Source organism: Flavobacterium sp. AK-345 (assembly GCF_058310175.1).
Window position 1 is genome coordinate 172,121 of sequence record NZ_JBZEER010000005.1, and the last position, 17,024, is coordinate 189,144.

Annotated in this window: 18 protein-coding genes; 11 read left to right on the forward strand and 7 right to left on the reverse strand. The window is 32.3% G+C overall.

From position 1 onward, the window contains the following. Positions 1–2 precede the first annotated feature (2 nt). From AC4FQ3_RS11405 to AC4FQ3_RS11420, 4 genes are all read right to left on the reverse strand, one after another. Positions 3–1,370 carry a histidine kinase gene (locus tag AC4FQ3_RS11405; protein ID WP_491181932.1) on the reverse strand — a complete coding sequence of 456 codons (1,368 nt, stop codon included), beginning with the start codon at positions 1,368–1,370 and terminating at the stop codon, positions 3–5. A 16-nt stretch (positions 1,371–1,386) separates the two neighbouring features. Beyond that, on the reverse strand, positions 1,387–2,010 hold the full coding sequence (locus AC4FQ3_RS11410) for a hypothetical protein (RefSeq protein ID WP_491181933.1): 624 nt from the start codon (positions 2,008–2,010) through the stop codon (positions 1,387–1,389). Between the two features lie 48 nt (positions 2,011–2,058). Then, positions 2,059–2,466: a DUF2141 domain-containing protein gene (locus AC4FQ3_RS11415; protein ID WP_491181934.1), complete on the reverse strand. Its 408-nt coding sequence runs from the start codon at positions 2,464–2,466 to the stop codon at positions 2,059–2,061. Positions 2,467–2,787: 321 nt separating this feature from the next. Next, entirely contained in the window at positions 2,788–4,953 is a 2,166-nt protein-coding gene (locus AC4FQ3_RS11420; RefSeq protein WP_073395367.1) for a TonB-dependent receptor, read from the reverse strand. A gap of 138 nt (positions 4,954–5,091) precedes the next feature. On the opposite strand from AC4FQ3_RS11420, the gene AC4FQ3_RS11425 reads away from it, so the two are divergent. The 10 genes from AC4FQ3_RS11425 to AC4FQ3_RS11470 all read left to right on the forward strand — a co-directional run bounded on the left by AC4FQ3_RS11425 (position 5,092) and on the right by AC4FQ3_RS11470 (position 11,727). Next, positions 5,092–5,550 (forward strand): DinB family protein, encoded by a 459-nt coding sequence (locus AC4FQ3_RS11425; RefSeq protein WP_491181935.1) that lies wholly within the window; start codon positions 5,092–5,094, stop codon positions 5,548–5,550. 318 nt (positions 5,551–5,868) lie between these two features. Next, a complete protein-coding gene (locus AC4FQ3_RS11430) occupies positions 5,869–6,444 on the forward strand; it encodes a sugar O-acetyltransferase (protein WP_073395516.1) in 576 nt (191 codons plus the stop codon). Further along, positions 6,444–6,833: an SMU1112c/YaeR family gloxylase I-like metalloprotein gene (gene gloA2 / locus AC4FQ3_RS11435; RefSeq protein WP_302097167.1), complete on the forward strand. Its 390-nt coding sequence runs from the start codon at positions 6,444–6,446 to the stop codon at positions 6,831–6,833. Before AC4FQ3_RS11430 ends, gloA2 begins: the two co-directional genes overlap by 1 nt. A 258-nt stretch (positions 6,834–7,091) precedes the next feature. Beyond that, a complete protein-coding gene (locus tag AC4FQ3_RS11440) occupies positions 7,092–8,372 on the forward strand; it encodes a chloride channel protein (RefSeq protein ID WP_491181936.1) in 1,281 nt (426 codons plus the stop codon). A 92-nt stretch (positions 8,373–8,464) separates the two neighbouring features. Continuing rightward, positions 8,465–9,064, forward strand: coding sequence for an HPP family protein (locus AC4FQ3_RS11445; protein WP_491181937.1), 600 nt, complete (start codon positions 8,465–8,467; stop codon positions 9,062–9,064). A 182-nt stretch (positions 9,065–9,246) separates the two neighbouring features. Further along, positions 9,247–9,786, forward strand: coding sequence for an IS1096 element passenger TnpR family protein (locus AC4FQ3_RS11450; protein WP_073395370.1), 540 nt, complete (start codon positions 9,247–9,249; stop codon positions 9,784–9,786). 160 nt (positions 9,787–9,946) lie between these two features. Then, positions 9,947–10,165 (forward strand): four helix bundle protein, encoded by a 219-nt coding sequence (locus AC4FQ3_RS11455; RefSeq protein WP_491181938.1) that lies wholly within the window; start codon positions 9,947–9,949, stop codon positions 10,163–10,165. Continuing rightward, positions 10,132–10,266 carry a four helix bundle protein gene (locus tag AC4FQ3_RS11460; RefSeq protein ID WP_491181939.1) on the forward strand — a complete coding sequence of 45 codons (135 nt, stop codon included), beginning with the start codon at positions 10,132–10,134 and terminating at the stop codon, positions 10,264–10,266. Before AC4FQ3_RS11455 ends, AC4FQ3_RS11460 begins: the two co-directional genes overlap by 34 nt. Positions 10,267–10,308: 42 nt before the next feature. Then, positions 10,309–11,367 (forward strand): nucleoid-associated protein, encoded by a 1,059-nt coding sequence (locus AC4FQ3_RS11465; RefSeq protein ID WP_026984812.1) that lies wholly within the window; start codon positions 10,309–10,311, stop codon positions 11,365–11,367. A gap of 123 nt (positions 11,368–11,490) precedes the next feature. Next, positions 11,491–11,727, forward strand: a complete 237-nt coding sequence (locus AC4FQ3_RS11470) for a hypothetical protein (protein ID WP_491181940.1) — start codon at positions 11,491–11,493, stop codon at positions 11,725–11,727. 80 nt (positions 11,728–11,807) lie between these two features. On the opposite strand, the gene AC4FQ3_RS11475 is transcribed toward AC4FQ3_RS11470, so the two are convergent. Then, positions 11,808–12,389 carry a TetR/AcrR family transcriptional regulator gene (locus tag AC4FQ3_RS11475; protein ID WP_491181941.1) on the reverse strand — a complete coding sequence of 194 codons (582 nt, stop codon included), beginning with the start codon at positions 12,387–12,389 and terminating at the stop codon, positions 11,808–11,810. A 71-nt stretch (positions 12,390–12,460) separates the two neighbouring features. Beyond that, positions 12,461–13,213 (reverse strand): glucose 1-dehydrogenase, encoded by a 753-nt coding sequence (locus AC4FQ3_RS11480; protein WP_491181942.1) that lies wholly within the window; start codon positions 13,211–13,213, stop codon positions 12,461–12,463. Between the two features lie 228 nt (positions 13,214–13,441). Between AC4FQ3_RS11480 and AC4FQ3_RS11485 the strand changes: the two genes are divergently transcribed. Next, complete coding sequence (locus AC4FQ3_RS11485; protein WP_491181943.1) at positions 13,442–15,811, forward strand: GAF domain-containing protein; 2,370 nt, start codon at positions 13,442–13,444, stop codon at positions 15,809–15,811. Positions 15,812–15,828: 17 nt separating this feature from the next. On the opposite strand, the gene AC4FQ3_RS11490 is transcribed toward AC4FQ3_RS11485, so the two are convergent. Continuing rightward, positions 15,829–17,013 carry a Pycsar system effector family protein gene (locus AC4FQ3_RS11490; protein WP_073395375.1) on the reverse strand — a complete coding sequence of 395 codons (1,185 nt, stop codon included), beginning with the start codon at positions 17,011–17,013 and terminating at the stop codon, positions 15,829–15,831. Positions 17,014–17,024 lie beyond the last annotated feature (11 nt).

The window sequence follows — 17,024 nt, forward strand, 5'->3', positions numbered from 1 at the left end:
GACTATTTCCAGTTTTTTTGATTGTTATTCTCTTTTTCCAGAATCTGTCTAATTTTTCGTTCTTCCCAATCAGAGCTATAACCAAAAACTTTAAAAGCGTGCATTACTACTCCAAATCCCCAGCCTAAAGCCGAAAACCAAAACCATTGAAATCCTGGTGAAAATTTTAAATTTATAAAGATCAGAAATGGAATTACACAACAATATGAAAGTATGTTTCCGTAAAAACCTTTCAGTTCTTCAACTCTTTTTTTAGCTCTGAAATAAGCTTTATTTTCATCATTATAATCTACACTTGCATCCATAACTGTAATTTGTTTGGTTAAAATTGGAATTTTAACGGTGAAAGTTTCCTTGTTTTGTTCTATCAAAACCTTCCTGTTGGTTATAATTCCGTATCGATCTACAATATTCTGCAAACCAACTCCTTGTCTATCCTGCAAAACTTCTTTCTTTTGAAAAACATTTTGAATGGCTAAATAATCTCCGTCAACAAAAATTTTGATATGCAGCGGTTTCTGCTCACTTACAATATTGTGTTTTACTGTATTTTCGAGTAAAAGCTGTAACGATAACGGAACCACTTTTGCATCGGGATTAATATCTGTTGTTGCTGGCAATTCGTAAAACAAACTATTTTCGAAACGCATTTTCAGCAAATTCATGTAGGTTTTTGCAAATGACAATTCATCTTCAACAGAAACCAGTTCTTTATCTTTTTGCTCCAAAACGTAGCGATAAATTTTAGATAAAGAAGTGGTAAAACGTTGTGCATTATCCGGATTTTCTTCGATCAAGGAACTTAATACATTTAAACTATTAAAAAGAAAATGCGGGTCTATCTGATTTTTTAAACTTTCGAATTTCGCATTTGCCGTTCCTGCAATAATTCTTTGCTGTGTTATTTCAAACTTCGATGCCTGTTTCCATTTTACCATGAAGCTTCTGGCCTGCATAAAAGTCGAAACTCCTAAAGAAAGAATGATATAAAAAAGATGCACCCAAAGCATTCTTTCTCCAAAAAACTCTTTTACTGTCATGTCTTGCAGAACAATAAAGATGTAATAGTTTATTCCTAGAACCACCGGAACCGTATATAAAACAGTTACCAAAATCCCGTAATAAACCCTAAGATTTGTCTGCTCCAGCCAATCCCATTTTTTATCTAAAAGACTGTTGATAAACCCGTTGCCAAAACCTAAACCAAAAGAATAAAGACTACTTATAAAAAAAGTAATAAGAACGTTTTTAACATTTAAATCTACCCCTAAAAAGGCTATAAAGATTACTGTAAAGACCATAGAAATCTTGAAAGAAACAATTGTTCCGCTTTTTAAATCCCTATAAGTTATATTTCTATGATCTTTCATTTATGAGTAGCTTAAATTATTTTTTACAAGATTTTTGGGTTTCCAAAGCTCTGTCTAATCCCCATTTTGGAGAAAAAGGTGTTTCTGGTTTAAAAGTAGCAAAAAGTTCGATAGCTTTATCAACTTGCGCACATAGCGGTTTTGTGTCAACCCCTGTCCATTTTGCTCCGCCTAACTGGTAATCAGCTTCTCCAAAAACTGCTCTTGGGTTATTTGGATTCAAGGTTTTTGCTTTTGCATAAGCTTCCATAATTTTAGAAGAATATTTTGGCGCATTTGTCATTGGGTCGGCAACCACATAAGCCGTATAAAGTAAAGCCTGAATCACGTATAATTCTGAATTGCTTTGATCTTTTATCATTTCAACATCAATTGCATCTTGCGCTTTTGTTAGCATCAAATCAATTTTAGTTGGATCTTTTTCACTAAATGCTGCTGTCGTATTTACCATTGCAACATAATAATTGGGTAACCAGCTTGTTTTTTCTGCCGACGCAATTCTTTCAAACATAGCCGATGCTTCTGAATTTTTTCCTTCTTTCCAAAGCCCGAAAGCTTTTGTCATTCCTTGTTCAAATTGTGTTTGTGCAGTGCTTATTGCAACTATAAATAATGCGGTTAAAGTGATTATTCTTTTCATTTTATAAGTAATTTAAATGGTTATATTAATTTATTGATTAGTATTTATTTATAATGTAATTTCAATTTTTGAATCTTTATTGATAACAAATTTAGCATCATAATAGGAAGGAGGCCCCATAAATCCTTTAGCATTGTTTGAAGCCGCATAATCTTCAGAAGGTATTCCCATTGCATTTCTGTCTAATTTCCCATTATTGTTTTCATCGTGATACGTTGAAATTGCATATTCTCCTGCCGGAAGATTTTCAAATGTTACAACTGCTTTATCGTTTTTAATTTCAGAAGCAAGACTTTTATAAACTGTTTTAAGAAATGTACCTTCTGAGTTGTACAAACCTACTTTAACAACTCCTGTGTTGTTTTTTAAACCTGAAACAGAAACAGTTAGTTTTACATTTTGAGCAGAAATAAAACTGCAGATAAATAACATTGTGATTGCGATAATTTTGGTCATGGTTTTTCTTTTTTAAGTTTCTATCCCGAGGCTTCGGGACTAAGGTTCTGAGATTCTAAGTTTTTTTCTTAGTTTCTTAGCAACTCAGTGCCTTCTGATTTTGATGATTAAAACTCTGATTGTTAATTTATACTTCAAAAGTACTTTGGTTATTATTCATTTAAAATTAAATAATACTGAGTTGTTGATTTTGGTTACTGAATTGTTTTTTTGAGGAACAAAGGTTCAGAGTGCCAAAGGTTCAAAGGTTTTTTATAGGTTTTTCAAATATAACAGCCCAAAATCTTTGTACCTCTGAACCTTTGTCTCTTTGAACCTTTCCTAAAGATTCTTCAACTGATTCTCATTTTTATTATCACTAATTGTCCAAAAGAAACCAACGAAAAAGAATCTGTCTGCGGTTGGCGTTACGGCTTGTCTGTTGTAGATTCCGTTTGCGTCTGGAGTTTTGGCGTAATCGTACCCAAAAACGTTTTGAGTTCCTAACACGTTTGAAACTGAGAAATAAAGAATTTTTTGTGTTGTCAATAAATACGCCCAATTAAAACTCAAACTGTTATATGATTTTGTTTTTCCGTTCATGAATTGCGTTTGGTTTGGATCATTATAAGGACGACCTGAACTGTAACTGTTTGTAAAACCTATTTGCGATTTCCAGTCTGTAATAAAATATTTTGTTACAATTGATAAACTATGATTGGCAACAAAATTTGGAGTGGCCATCGTTGGGAAATTCTTGTATTGTCTTTCAGAATCAATATAAGAATAAGATACCCAGTATTCTAAATGTTTTAATAAATTACTGTCTCTCCAAAACAAATCCAATCCTTTTGCGTAACCTGAACCGTTATTATTAAAAACTGAATTGTAAGCAATATCTCTTGTATCATATTGAACCAAATTGCTGTAATCTTTATAATAAGCTTCGGCTCTAAAAGTTTGTCCAGGTCTTGTAAACTGGTAATTTAAAATATAATGTTGTGCTTTTTCACTTTCAAACTGATGGTATTTTGAATATTTGATATAATCTACAACCGGTGTTTGAGAGAAATCTCCATAAGCAAATGAAAACTGACTCGTTTTAGAAACTTTATAAGCAATAGAAGCTCTTGGTGCAATATTGGTTTCGTCTAATAAACTATTATTCGAAAGTCTGGCACCGACTTTCATTGCCAGATTTTTTGAGAATAAAATATCTCCTTCGGTATAAAAAGCAGCGATATTTGAATCGTAACCGTTTGCAACATCAATTGAAACATTATCCTTGAAATTTTCATTGAATTTTGTGATAAAATAATCAGCACCAAAAGATAATTTAAAATAGTTCGAAATATTTTTTCTTAATTTTAATTTCAATTGCGCAGCATTTTCATTAGTATCTACATCATTTATATCGTATTTGATTTTGTTTTTGCTGTAACCGTAACTAATTCCGGTTGTAAGCTGCCAGCCAGTTCCAAAATCTCCTTTGTAAGAACCGTTTAAATAAAAATTATTATTGTTTAAATCAGTTCTTATTGGATCAGTGAAGTTCACATTTTTTTGATTTAAATCGAATTTCTCTGAATCAAAAGCGGCGTATAATTTAAAAATTCCTCTTTCAAAATGATAACGATATACAGCTTCTCCACCTAGAGATTGATACGGATTATTCCAATCTACATTTTGCGGAATCACAGCCTGATAAGGCGCTAAGTTGATATAATTGGTATTAATACTAAAAGAACTTTTTTTCCATTTTTGTGTATTTCCAACTCCCAAACCTACGGTCATTAAAGCAATATCTGTTTTATTTTGATCCGGTTCATCTTGTGTATTCAACAATAAAACACTTGATAAAGCTTCGCCATATTCTGCAGAATATCCTCCGGTAGAAAATGCGATTCCGCTAAACAAGAAAGGAGAAAATCTGCTTCGGGTTGGTAAATTGTTAGTTGTTGCGCCATAAGGCTGTGCAACGCGAAGTCCGTCTACAAAAGTTTGCGTTTCGCTGGCTTCTCCTCCACGAACAAATAAACGTCCGTCTTCGCCCACAGTTTGTGTTCCAGGCAATGTTTGCAAAGCCGCAATAATATTTCCTGCAGAACCGGCAGTTGTTACAATATCTAAAGGTTTTAAAACAGAAACTCTCGCTTTGTCTCCAGATTCTAATGTTCCCGCGGTAATAACAACGGCATCAAGCGCGTTTACATTTTCTCTTAGTTTTACCGTTTGATCTTTATAATTGGCAACATCAATTTCTTTTTTGAATGTTTCATAAAGTAAAAAACTCACTACTATAAATTGATTTCCTTCGGCAGTTGTTTCAAAAGAAAATTCTCCTGTTTCAGAACTTGTTGCTCCATCGTAAGTTCCATCGATATAAATATTTGCTCCCGGAACTGGTTTTCCTTTTTCATCTACCACTTTTCCTGAAATGGTATTTTGAGCAAAAATGACTGTTGTAAAAAATAAAATGCTAATTGTAAAAAGTAATTTGGTTGTCATGGTTTTTGATTTTGATGAAGCAAATGTATTTTAACATTCTTACTAAAAAAATAATAAATAACCCAATTGTAGATTTTTGAGGATGAGTTGTAAATTACTTATTCGTATCTTAGCTTTCACGTTTAAAAACTATCAATCATGTCAGAAAGTAAAAGAGTTTCAAATTTATATCAGTCCATTTATAATGGAAATCCGTGGCTTGAGGTCACATTAGCAGATACTTTAAAAGATCTTACAGCTGCACAGGCTATTAAAAAAGTAAATCCTAATCTAAATACGATTTGGGAAATTGTCAATCACCTAATACAATGGAGAAGAAATATTTTAAGACGTGTTCAGGGAGAAATTATCACAACTCCGGATCACAATTATTTTGTTCCAATATTAGATTCATCGGAACCAGCCTGGGAACAATCTTTACAAAGTCTTGCAAAATCTCAAGAACAGTGGAGTGCCTTTTTGAGTAATTTTGATGATGCAGGTTTTGATAAAATAGATCCAAATAACAATCATAATTTTTATGAAGATATTCATGGAATTATTCAGCATGACGTTTATCATTTGGGACAAATTGTTATTTTGAAGAAGCTTCTTTAAATAGAAATATGCATTTTAATCAACACAGACGATACTTCTTTATGGAGTTCTTGCGAAAACTTCTCGTTTCTGGAAATGACGAAATAAACGAAAATATTCTTTTGAAAATGAGTGTCCTAGCCCCGATAGAAGTGGAAATCCTTTTGTGTAATGAAATGGAGCAAAAGATTGAAACGGATAGCGGGATTAGCTCCTGAAAAAGATTTGATTTATGTCAAATTGATCGTATTTAGAAAAAAAACTTTTTTACCAAATTAACGTCGTAGTATTCATCTGCAGTTTTGCAGAAAATTGCCAGTACTAAAATATTATACCCTTATAATGACAGAAAAAGAAAAAATGATCTCGGGCGAATATTACAACGCTTTTGACCCGGAATTAGTAAAAGGCCGCAGAACAGCAAAAAATCTTCTGCATACTCTGAATGTAAGAGAATACAGGGTAACCAAAAAAGCGAAAGAAATATTAAAAGAACTGATTCCTAATACAGGAGAAGGTTTTTATATAGAACCGCCTTTTCACTGTGATTACGGATATAATATTTTTTGTGGAGATAACGTTTATTTCAATGTAAATTGTGTTGTTTTGGATTGTGCCCCTGTAAATATTGGATCAAATGTATTTATTGCACCAAATGTTCAAATTTACACTGCATCGCATCCGCTTGACGCCGAATTGAGAAAATCACTTGAAAATGCTTATCCTGTAACTATTGGGGATGATTGCTGGATTGGCGGAAATTCTGTTATTTGTCCCGGAGTTACCATTGGAAAAGGATGTGTAATCGGTGCAGGATCTGTGGTAACAAAAGACATTCCGGATAACTCACTAGCCGTTGGAAATCCGGCAAAAATTATTAGAAAATTAAATCAGGAAACTGAATCAAATACATAATGCTTACCTTAAACAAAGTCCACCACATTGCCATTTTATGCTCTGATTATCAAAAATCTAAAACTTTTTATACCGAAGTTTTAGGTCTGACAATTATTAGAGAAATCTATCGTGAAGAACGACAATCCTATAAATTAGATTTGGCTTTGAATGGCACTTATATTATCGAATTATTTTCATTTCCGGATCCCCCAAAACGCCCTTCAAGACCGGAGGCTGTTGGTTTACGCCATTTGGCTTTTGAAGTAATTAATCTGGACGAAACTGTTGCTTTTTTAAACACAAAAAATATAGAAGCAGAACCAATTCGAATTGATGAAACGACTCAAAAACGTTTTACATTTATTGCTGATCCTGATTTGTTGCCCATTGAATTTTATGAGCGATGATATTTTTGCCGCGAAGGCACTAAGACACTAAGTTTTTTTTAAGATTAAATGATTAAACGTATTGTTTGTCAGAAATGACAAAAAACAAAAAACTTAGTGTCTTAGTGCCTTCGTGGCATTCTTACCCCTTAAAGAAAGATTTTTCCTTCTTTTTAAAGTTTTAACACATTTTAATGATTCTTTTTTACGAAAAAACGAATTTGATTCTCTAATTTTGTAATCCGCATAAAAATAATGCGGTTTACAAATTTACTTCTGATGAACAAAACGGCGCAAATCAAAAAAAATCATCAATTTATTAAGTTCCGAAAATTAGTTATTGTTTCTATTTTAATTGGCTTTCTTTCAGCCTTTTTAGGAATTTCACTTAAAAAAATAACTGAATATTACGAAGAAATCTTCTTTCATGAAGTTTCTGTAAACCCACTTTTTTACATTCTTTTTCCTGTTTTCGGATTGTCTGTAATTTATTTCCTGAGACAATATCTTTTTAAGAAAAAAGAAAATAAAGGAATCAAGGAAGTTTTTGAAAGCACAAAATCAACTTCAAAAAACTTACCCTCTTATAAAATCCCATCACACTTTATAAACGGATTATTAACTGTTATTTTTGGAGGCTCAACAGGAATCGAAGTTTCTACCGTTGTTGCAACCGCTACAATTGGTTCTGTTGCTCAGCAAAAAGAAAATGTATTTCGTCAATACAAAACCGAATTAATTTGTGCAGGAGTTGCGGCCGGAGTTACAGCTTTATTCAGCTCTCCAATTGCGGGAATTTTATTTGCTTTGGAAGTTATTTCACGAAAAGTAACCCGCGCTTTTATTATCTCTAATGTTATTGCGGTTTCAATAGCTTTTGGATTACTTTCTATTTTAAAAGAAGAACCTTTATTCGCCGTAACAATTTCAACCTGGCATTTAAGAGCGATTCCTTATTTTATTCTTTTAGGAATCTTAGCCGGAATGAATTCAGTTTATCTGACTCGTTGTGTATTATTTTTCAAATCTCAATTTGGAAAAATCGACACACATTATTATAAAATCATTATTGGATCTGTAGTTCTGAGTGTTTCTCTTTTTATTTTTCCACAATTATACGGAGAAGGATATCATGCTATAAAAGGGATTTTTGGCAGTTCATCACAACTTCCGCTAACATTAACTCTGGCTTTTACCTTTGTTGGAATTTTACTTTTAAAACCTATTGTTACTTCCATAACATTAGCTTCCGGTGGCGACGGGGGTGTTTTTGCTCCGAGTCTTTTTATTGGCGCTTTTTTAGGATTATTACTGTCTTCGATTTTAAATACTTTTTTCCATGTAAATGTAATTCCGGTTAATTTCATGATTATCGGAATGGCAGCTGTTTTAAGCGCCAGTATTCACGCGCCATTTACAGCCATATTTTTAGTTTGCGGACTAACAAATGATTATACTTTATTTTTACCGATTCTTGTAGTTTGTTTAATTTCAAAATACACTGCAAAAATGATTTATCCGTATACAGTTTACTCTTATTCGCCAAGTTTAATAAAGTAAAAAAAATATTGCCACAGATTAATTAATTGCCACAGATAATTAATCTTTGAAATCATTTAATCTGTGGCAAAAAAACAAAATAATACCACAAAATGCCCACCCAAAAAATAAAAAGGAGCTATCGCAAAACACGTTATATTCTTTATAAAGAAACTTTGATCGATTTTAAAGAACATTTTTGGTCTTTTATAGGATCGTTTGTCGGGATTGGAATTTTAGCTTACATTCAATCGATTCATTTTTCAGGAAACGATGCCGTTTATTTAATTGGTTCTTTTGGAGCTTCTAGCGTTTTGGTTTACGGAATCATTCAAAGTCCGTTTTCTCAGCCCCGAAATCTAGTTGGCGGACATCTTGTTTCTGCCTTTATTGGCGTTACAGTTCATAAACTTGCTCCGGATATTATCTGGATTGCTGCTCCCCTGGCCGTTTCACTGGCAATTATTTTAATGCAAATTACCAAAACACTCCATCCGCCAGGAGGCGCAACGGCTCTTATCGCGATTATTGGTTCTGACAAAATAAAAGCTTTGGGTTACGAATATGTTTTTTCTCCAGTATTAGTCGGCGTTTTGATTTTGCTTTTAACAGCTTTGGTTTTTAATAATATGACTTCAAGCAGAAGCTATCCAAGTCATAGTTCTTATCATAAACGTTATCATAAGATTAGAAAACGCTTGGTTGGGAAATAATAGTTTTTCTCTCCTGCAAGGTTTTCAAAACCTTGTAGGTATAACTACAATTGCTATTGAAACCTACAAGGTTTTGAAAACCTTGCAGGATCGGAGAAAAAATCTTTTCAACAAATCGCAATTCGTGATTCGTATTTCATTTTTTATATTTTACCTTTGACTTTTCAAAAAATACAAAGATTATGGTTTATAAATTTAGAGTAATTCTAGACGCCGAAGAAGACATTTTTAGAGACATTGCAATTCTTGAAGACGATACGCTTGAGGATTTACACAATGCTATCTTCAACGCTTTCGGTTTTGACGGAACTGAAGTTGCTTCATTTTATACTTGTGATGAAACCTGGAATCAGGAAGATGAAATTCCACTTTTTGATACCGGCGACATTCCCGGCGAACAACGAACTATGGGCGATTATCCATTATCTTCTATTTTAGACAAGGAAAACACTAAAATTATCTATGTGTATGATTTTATCAGCATGTGGACTTTCTTAGTAGAATTGGCTGCTATTGAAGAACAATCTGCCGGAGGTATTTATCCTGAAACTTTATTCTCTCATGGAGAAATGCCGGACGAAGCCACCGAAAAAACTTTCGAAGCCGATATGCACGACGATATCTACGGAGAATTTGAAGATGATCTTGACGAAGACGATCTTGACATGTTCGAAGGCGATGACAGCTTTGAAGATTATGGATTTGAGGAGAATTGGAATTAGTTTTTTAGGTTCAAAGGTTCAGAGTTGCAAAGGCTCAGAGGTTTTTCTTTTTAAATCTTTGATTTAAAATATACGAATATTCTTATTTTTGTATTTAATTTTTTTTTTTTAAATATAAAATATGAATACTTTTCGAGACCTTTTAATCTGGCAAAAATCGATGGCCATAGTAACTGAAATTTACCAATTAACAAATTCATTTCCCAAAGAAGAAATTTATGGACTATCTTCACAAATAAGAAGATGCTCTATATCTATACCAAGTAATATTGCTGAAGGTTACGGAAGAGATGGAAATAATGATTACCTGAGATTTTTAAATATTTCAATGTCATATTATTCGAGATGCAAACACAGCTTGAAATCTCATTCAATTTAAAATATTTAAACGAAAATCAATTTAACAAAATAAATGGAGAAAGCAGAGAATTAGAACGAATGTTAAGTGCTTTTATCCGAAAAATAAAAGACAGGAAATAACCTTTGTTGCTTTGAACCTCTGTACCTCTGCACCTAAAAAATATGATCAACCTATTCAACACCCACATCGAGACGCTTGCGATACACCGCGTAGGGAACAAAAGCAGAAACGAAGCTATTTTTTTATCGGAACAGCCATTTAATTTAAATGATGAAATTGTGCCTTTGATAAAAGAGTACTTTTTTAAACCTTTTAGAGAGAAAGAAGAAAACTATTATCAGTTTGCGCACGAAGTCGATTTGGATTACAATGACATGTTTAAATATGCAACTGAGATTTTTACTAATCCTGGTAACTTACAGGAAATTTCAAAAAAAATCACGACGCATTTATTCGAGCAATCAAACCATCCGCATATTAAAAACGGAGAAGTTTATGTAACGTATTTAACAAATTTAAGTATCGACAATAACGTTGTTGATGCTATCGGAATTTTTAAAAGTGAGTTACAAGCCGACTTTTTACAGTTTGAAGAAAAAGACAGCAATCTTGAAATGATTTTGCAGCAAGGAATCAACCTGAGCAAACTTGATAAAGGCTGTTTGATTTTTAATTACAAAAAAGAAGAAGGATATAAAATTCTAACTGTAGATAGTAACCGTTATGATGCGCGTTATTGGTTAGAGCACTTTTTATCTGTAGATGCTTTTGAAGATGAGAACTTCATCACTAAAAAATACTTAAAATTCTGCCAGAACTTCGCAAAAGATGTTGTTTTACCGGCAGAAGACAAAAAAGAAGAAGTAATGTTTATGAACAGATCTGTGAATTATTTCGCTAAAAATGATCAGTTTGAAGAACAAAATTTCCTAAATGAAGTATTAGACAATCCGGACTTGATTCCTGAATTCAAAAACTATAAGGTTGATAAAGGAGAAAAATACAGCATCGAAGATGTAACCTCATTCCCTATTGCAAACGCAGCAGTTTCAGACGCCAGAAAATCGATTAAAAACGTTATTAATCTGGATACCCATATTCAGATTAAAATGGATTTTATCAACCCTGAAAGCGCAGAAAAATTTGTTGAAAAAGGCTGGGATGAAGAAAAACAGATGTATTACTATTTAGTTTATTTCAACAAAGAAGAAAAAAGCTAAGAGTTATTCATTTTCTATTACTTACTTAAAACAAAAAACGGCAACTACATTCAGTAATTGCCGTTTTTTATTTATTGTTTATAAATTACTAGATTTGATATTCTATCTCACTTACACCAAAAAATGGCAACTTTAAAAAAAACAGAACTTACATTAGAAGAACGTGCTTTTGAAACTACAAAAACATTGCTGAAAAAATATCAAAATCCACATAATCTGAAATTGGAGGAAAATTCAAATTTAGAAGATTCTTATACTATTTTAATTACTCTTTTATACACTGAAAAATTAAACGAACATGAACAATTAGCAATCGTCTCTATTATAGATGAAATGAAACTACTTGATGGAAACAGATAATTATTTTATTTTCTGTCAATTAAAACAAAAAACGGCAACTACATTAGTAATTGCCGTTTTTTGATTGCCAGTTTTCTAAATTATAATATAGAAAATAATGCTTTTACAATATCGTCATAAACTTGTTTATCTCTTTCGCCCGTTCTGGCCAATACCCGGATTCCGGAATAATTGTTAAAAATAAATCTGGCTAAAACCCTCGCATCAGTACCTTTAGAAATATGCCCGGCAGCTTGTCCTTTTTGAACTGCTTTTGTAAAAACTTCTTCCATTGTCTGGCTGTTGTTTTTTACGATTTTTGCAATCTCTTCGTCATGCATGGCAAGTTCTACAGAAGAATTGACCATGAAACAGCCTTTTGTAATTCGGTCTTGTAAACTTTCTACGGTTGCCTGTTTAAAAAGATCGTGCAATGTTTCTTTTACGTTTTCAGATTCATCCAAAAGTTTAATAACCTGATCTTGTGACTGTTTTTGATAACGCAGTAACGATTGAGCAAATAATTTCTGCTTGTCTCCAAAAGTATCATACAAACTAGAACGGCTTAGCCCTAAATGCGTTACCAAATCCTGAGCCGAAGTTCCGTTGTAACCTTTGTGCCAAAAAATCTCGATCGCTTTGTCTAAAGCCTGATCTTCTTTAAATTCTTTTGTTCTAGCCATAACTTCAAAATTAAATTACTTTGCAAAGATACAAAAATACGGAACAATCGTTCCTGAATTAGTCAAAAAAATTATACTACTGCATTTACAGTAAGTCCACCATCTACAACAATTTCTGTTCCTGTAATAAATGAAGCATCATCTGAGGCAAGGAAACCAACAGTTTTTGCAATTTCTGCAGATTGTCCAAAACGTTTCAATAGAATTTTTTCTCCCAAAATAGCCCCAAAACCTTCTACTTCTTCTTTTTGTAAACCTAATTTTCCGTAAAGCGGAGTTTCAACAGGACCAGGAGAAACAGCATTTACCCTGATTTTTCTTGGCGCCAATTCTGTAGCAAAAACTTTGTTTAAAGATAAAACTGCAGCCTTGCTTGATGCGTAAACGCTTGAATTTGGCATACCAACATGTGCGTTGATTGAAGTATTAAAGATAATAGAACCACCATCGTTTAAAATTGGCAATACTTTTTGAACTGTAAAATAAACTCCTTTTACATTTACATTCATAATGCTGTCATAATGTTCTTCTGAAGCTGATTCTACCGGAGCAAAAGAGGCAATTCCTGCATTTAAAAATAAGATGTCAACTTTTCCGAATTGTGCTTTTACTTGCTCAACCAAACTATCAATTGATTTTAAATCTGATTGGTCTGAAACGATTCCGGTTACGTTCAATTCTGTTTCGGCTTTTACCAAAGCTTCTTTGTTTCTTCCTGTTATAATTACTTTTGCACCTTTAGCAACTAATTCTGCTGCTGCTGCATACCCTATTCCACTATTTCCACCTGTTACAATAGCTACTTTGTTTTCTAAATTTTTCATTTTATTTGTTTTTAAATTATTGATTATTCAATTATTATGGTACAAAGATATTATAACGGAACGATCGTTCCGTTATAATTAATGTTAATATTTAGTTAAAATAATTTACTGCTTTTAAAAGCTCCTATTTTTAAGGCATTCTATCTATGTTGCTATAAACGAAAGAAATCGTAAAATGTCAAACATTCTTAATTTATGCTTAATTTTGTAGCTTAAATAAAAATACCAATGGATAATCTTCTACACAGCGAAAGTCCTTTCCAAACAATAATATCTTTTCATAAGCTAATTGAATCTTTTGAAGAAATTGCTTTATCAAATGTTGATTATCGATCAAATTATGCCAAAGCAATTTTAAAAGAAGTTGAAGCTATCCCGGAATTTAGAACAGGAATTCACGACTACACAATAATTAAAAAGCATGAAGCTTTAATCAAAAATATTACCGCAGATTTATTTCCTACTGCATTAACATACAATGAAATAAAAGCGATTACGATTCCTTTTCAAAATATATCTTTTAATTATACTGAGCGTTTTAAGAAAATATTGCGTAATGCAGGAGATGAATTTTACATGGAAATTCGTGATTTTGATAGTCATCAGTTTTATATCAACAATTGCTGTCTTATTTTAAGCAGTTATTATAAACAAAATATTGACTTCAATAAACCTTTCTTTTATGATATTCCGGATGAAGAAGGTGTCGAAAAACATTATCGAATTTTGTACAATGCCGATTTCATGGAAATTATTCCAACAGAAAATTTAGTGCATTTAACACAAGATGATATCGATTTATTAATTGATAATTATAATGATATTGATTTATGGAAATCTAAATTTCCTCCGGGAAGCTGGACTTTAAAAGGTTTCGGAATTGTTTCGTTATTTGATGCAACGACTGAAAGTGCTATTTCGAACTTGAAAAGTAATTTACTTAAACCGGATACAAAAACGGTTGCTTCTAACGATATTATAGAGAATATTTTTAAATCGATTTTTAAGATTTCACATCTTAAAGTTGGTTTTATTATTTATAATCCGGAAGAAGAAAAATTCATCAGACCGGTAAAATATGATAATCAGCTGCAGAGTTTTTTACTTTCTAAAGAACAGGAAGTAGATTGCAAAAATGCTTTTTTTGGATGTTCGTTTGAAAATTTATTAGATAAAAAAGAGCCTTTTGTGATTTCAAATGTAAAAAAATTCATTGAAGAATCTCCAAATAACAGGCTTGGCGAACATTTATTAAAACTAGGTATTCAAAGTGCCGTATTTGCGCCTGTTGTAAAAGACGGACATTTACTGGGAGTTGTAGAATTGGTTTCTGAAAATCCGAGAGACTTAAATAGTGTAAATGCAACTAAACTAGAGTTGGTTTTACCTTATTTAACAGACACTATCGATCGATACAATACTGATATGCAACATCAGGTTGAAGCGATTATTCAGCGTGAGTACACTACGATTCACCCAAGTGTTTATTGGAAATTTAAAAAAGAATCTCAAAATTATTTTCAAAATATTAATCATACAAAAGATTATATTTTTAAGGAAATTGTTTTTAAAAATGTGTTTCCGTTATACGGACAAATCGATATTAAAGGTTCGTCTGAACACAGAAATGAAACGGTTAAAAGAGATTTAAAAAATCAGCTGACAACACTTTTGGATATTTTCGAAAATCAAAAACCCAACAGCAATTTAGTACTTCTTGAACAACGAAAATTTGAATTGGAGTCTATGCGCGCTGAGCTGGAGAATCCTTTAAAAGCAGATACTGAGCAACACATTCAACGTTATATAGAAGAAGAAATTCATCCTATTTTAAAGAATACGAAAGACACGGCAAAAAACCAAAAACTGGAAGAATTGTATTTTGAAAGTCTGGACGAAAAAACAGGAATGTTTTATCAGGAAAGAAAGAAATTCGATAATGCAATGTCTATTATAAACAAGAGATTAGCATCGGTTCTGGACAAAAAACAGCTTGAGGCGCAACAAATTTATCCGCATTATTACGAGCGTTTTAAAACGGATGGTGTTGAACACAATTTATATATTGGTGCTTCAATTTCGCCAACAAAACCTTTTGATATTATGTATTTGCACAATTTACGTTTGTGGCAATTACAGACTTTATGCGAAATGGAATTAGAACATCATCAGCTTAAAGAATCTTTACCTTATGAGTTGGATGTAACTTCGTTGATTTTGGTTTTTAGTCAGGCGCTTTCTATTCGTTTTAGAATGGATGAAAAACGTTTTGATGTCGATGGAACGTACAATGCAAGATATGAAGTTGTTAAAAAACGTATTGACAAAGCAAACATCAAAGGCACAACTGACAGAATTACTGAAAAAGAAAAAATTACGATTGTGTATTCTCAAAATAATGAGGAAACCGAATATTTGAAATACATTAAATATTTACAGCATAAAAAAATCCTGGAACCTTCTATCGAACAATTCGAAGTAGAAGATCTTCAGGGAGTTTCTGGTTTACGCGCTATTCGTGTAAAAGTAATTAACAACGTAAATAATCCGGCAACAAAAAAAATAACCTATCAGGATTTATTGGATGAGCTCAACTAATTAGTTGAGCTTTTCTCTTATGCTCCTACTCCTTTAAACGCTATTACAAAAGCAATTACCGTTATAATTATTCCCGCCATAAAAAGATTATAGGCAATTCGGAGTAAATTATACTTACGCTGTAAAACCAATCCCAGATAGTACAAATCTTTAATCATAGTGGAATACAGATAATCGCGATCTTTCATCATTTCATTCATTGCCCAATCGTATTCTTCTAAAGGCATTTTGTAGAAATTCCCAAAAAACAATAAATTGATCTTTTTGGCTTCTATATCTTCTCTTGTAAAAACTCCCGTAGTTACTTTTGGACGTGTTGAAAGAATCGCAAAAATAATTGTAGTAACACTGGACATTAGCATAATAAATGTTGGAATCACTAAATGTGCATTTTTCGGACTGTCTAATTTTGGAATAATAGATGAAAGTGCAATGGAAATAATAATTGCATTTACTGACAATAAAATATTGGCTTTACTATCTGCAATTCCACTTAAGCGCGTATGATTTCCCAGCGTAACGCGAAATAAGGTATCAACGCCACGATCGGGTTTTTCTATTTTATCTTTCTTTTTATTTTCTTCTTCCACTTTGTCGGCTGCTTTCTTTTCTTGTTTATCTATTTTTTTCTGAACAAGAATCAAGTTTTTCTCTTTTAAAGGCTGCCATTTTTTCAAGGCATAATCTGTATAAAAGCGATGTTTATTTAATAAAAAGTTTAGGTTTTCTTTTGCCCATTCGGCATTAGAAAACGAAACATTGTAGGCGTTTTTTAATTCAAGACGTAATAATTCGCAGGTTGTTTCATATTGGGATCCCATCAGATGTGCGTAATCTGCATCTTTTATGATTTTTTCCAAATGAGTTTTTGGAACATATTCTTTTATAGTAGCTAAAATTAAGGAAGAAACTTTTGCAATAAATTCATCAGATTGTCCTTTTTCTTTCAGGAATTTAGTTAGAATTTTAACACTTTCTTCTTCATGGTTTTCATATCCAACGGTATAACCTGTATCGTGAAACCAAGCTGCGACCAAAAGCATTTCTTTTTCATTTCCATCTACATCTTCTTTTTTGCACAGCTCTTTTACCGCATTTACTACAGTTAAAGTATGGTTAAAATTATGGTAAGAATATAAATTAGAAAGTTTATCTTTGAGTAAATTACTGACGAAATCTTCGGACTGTTCTATTAGATTCATAAAGAATATTT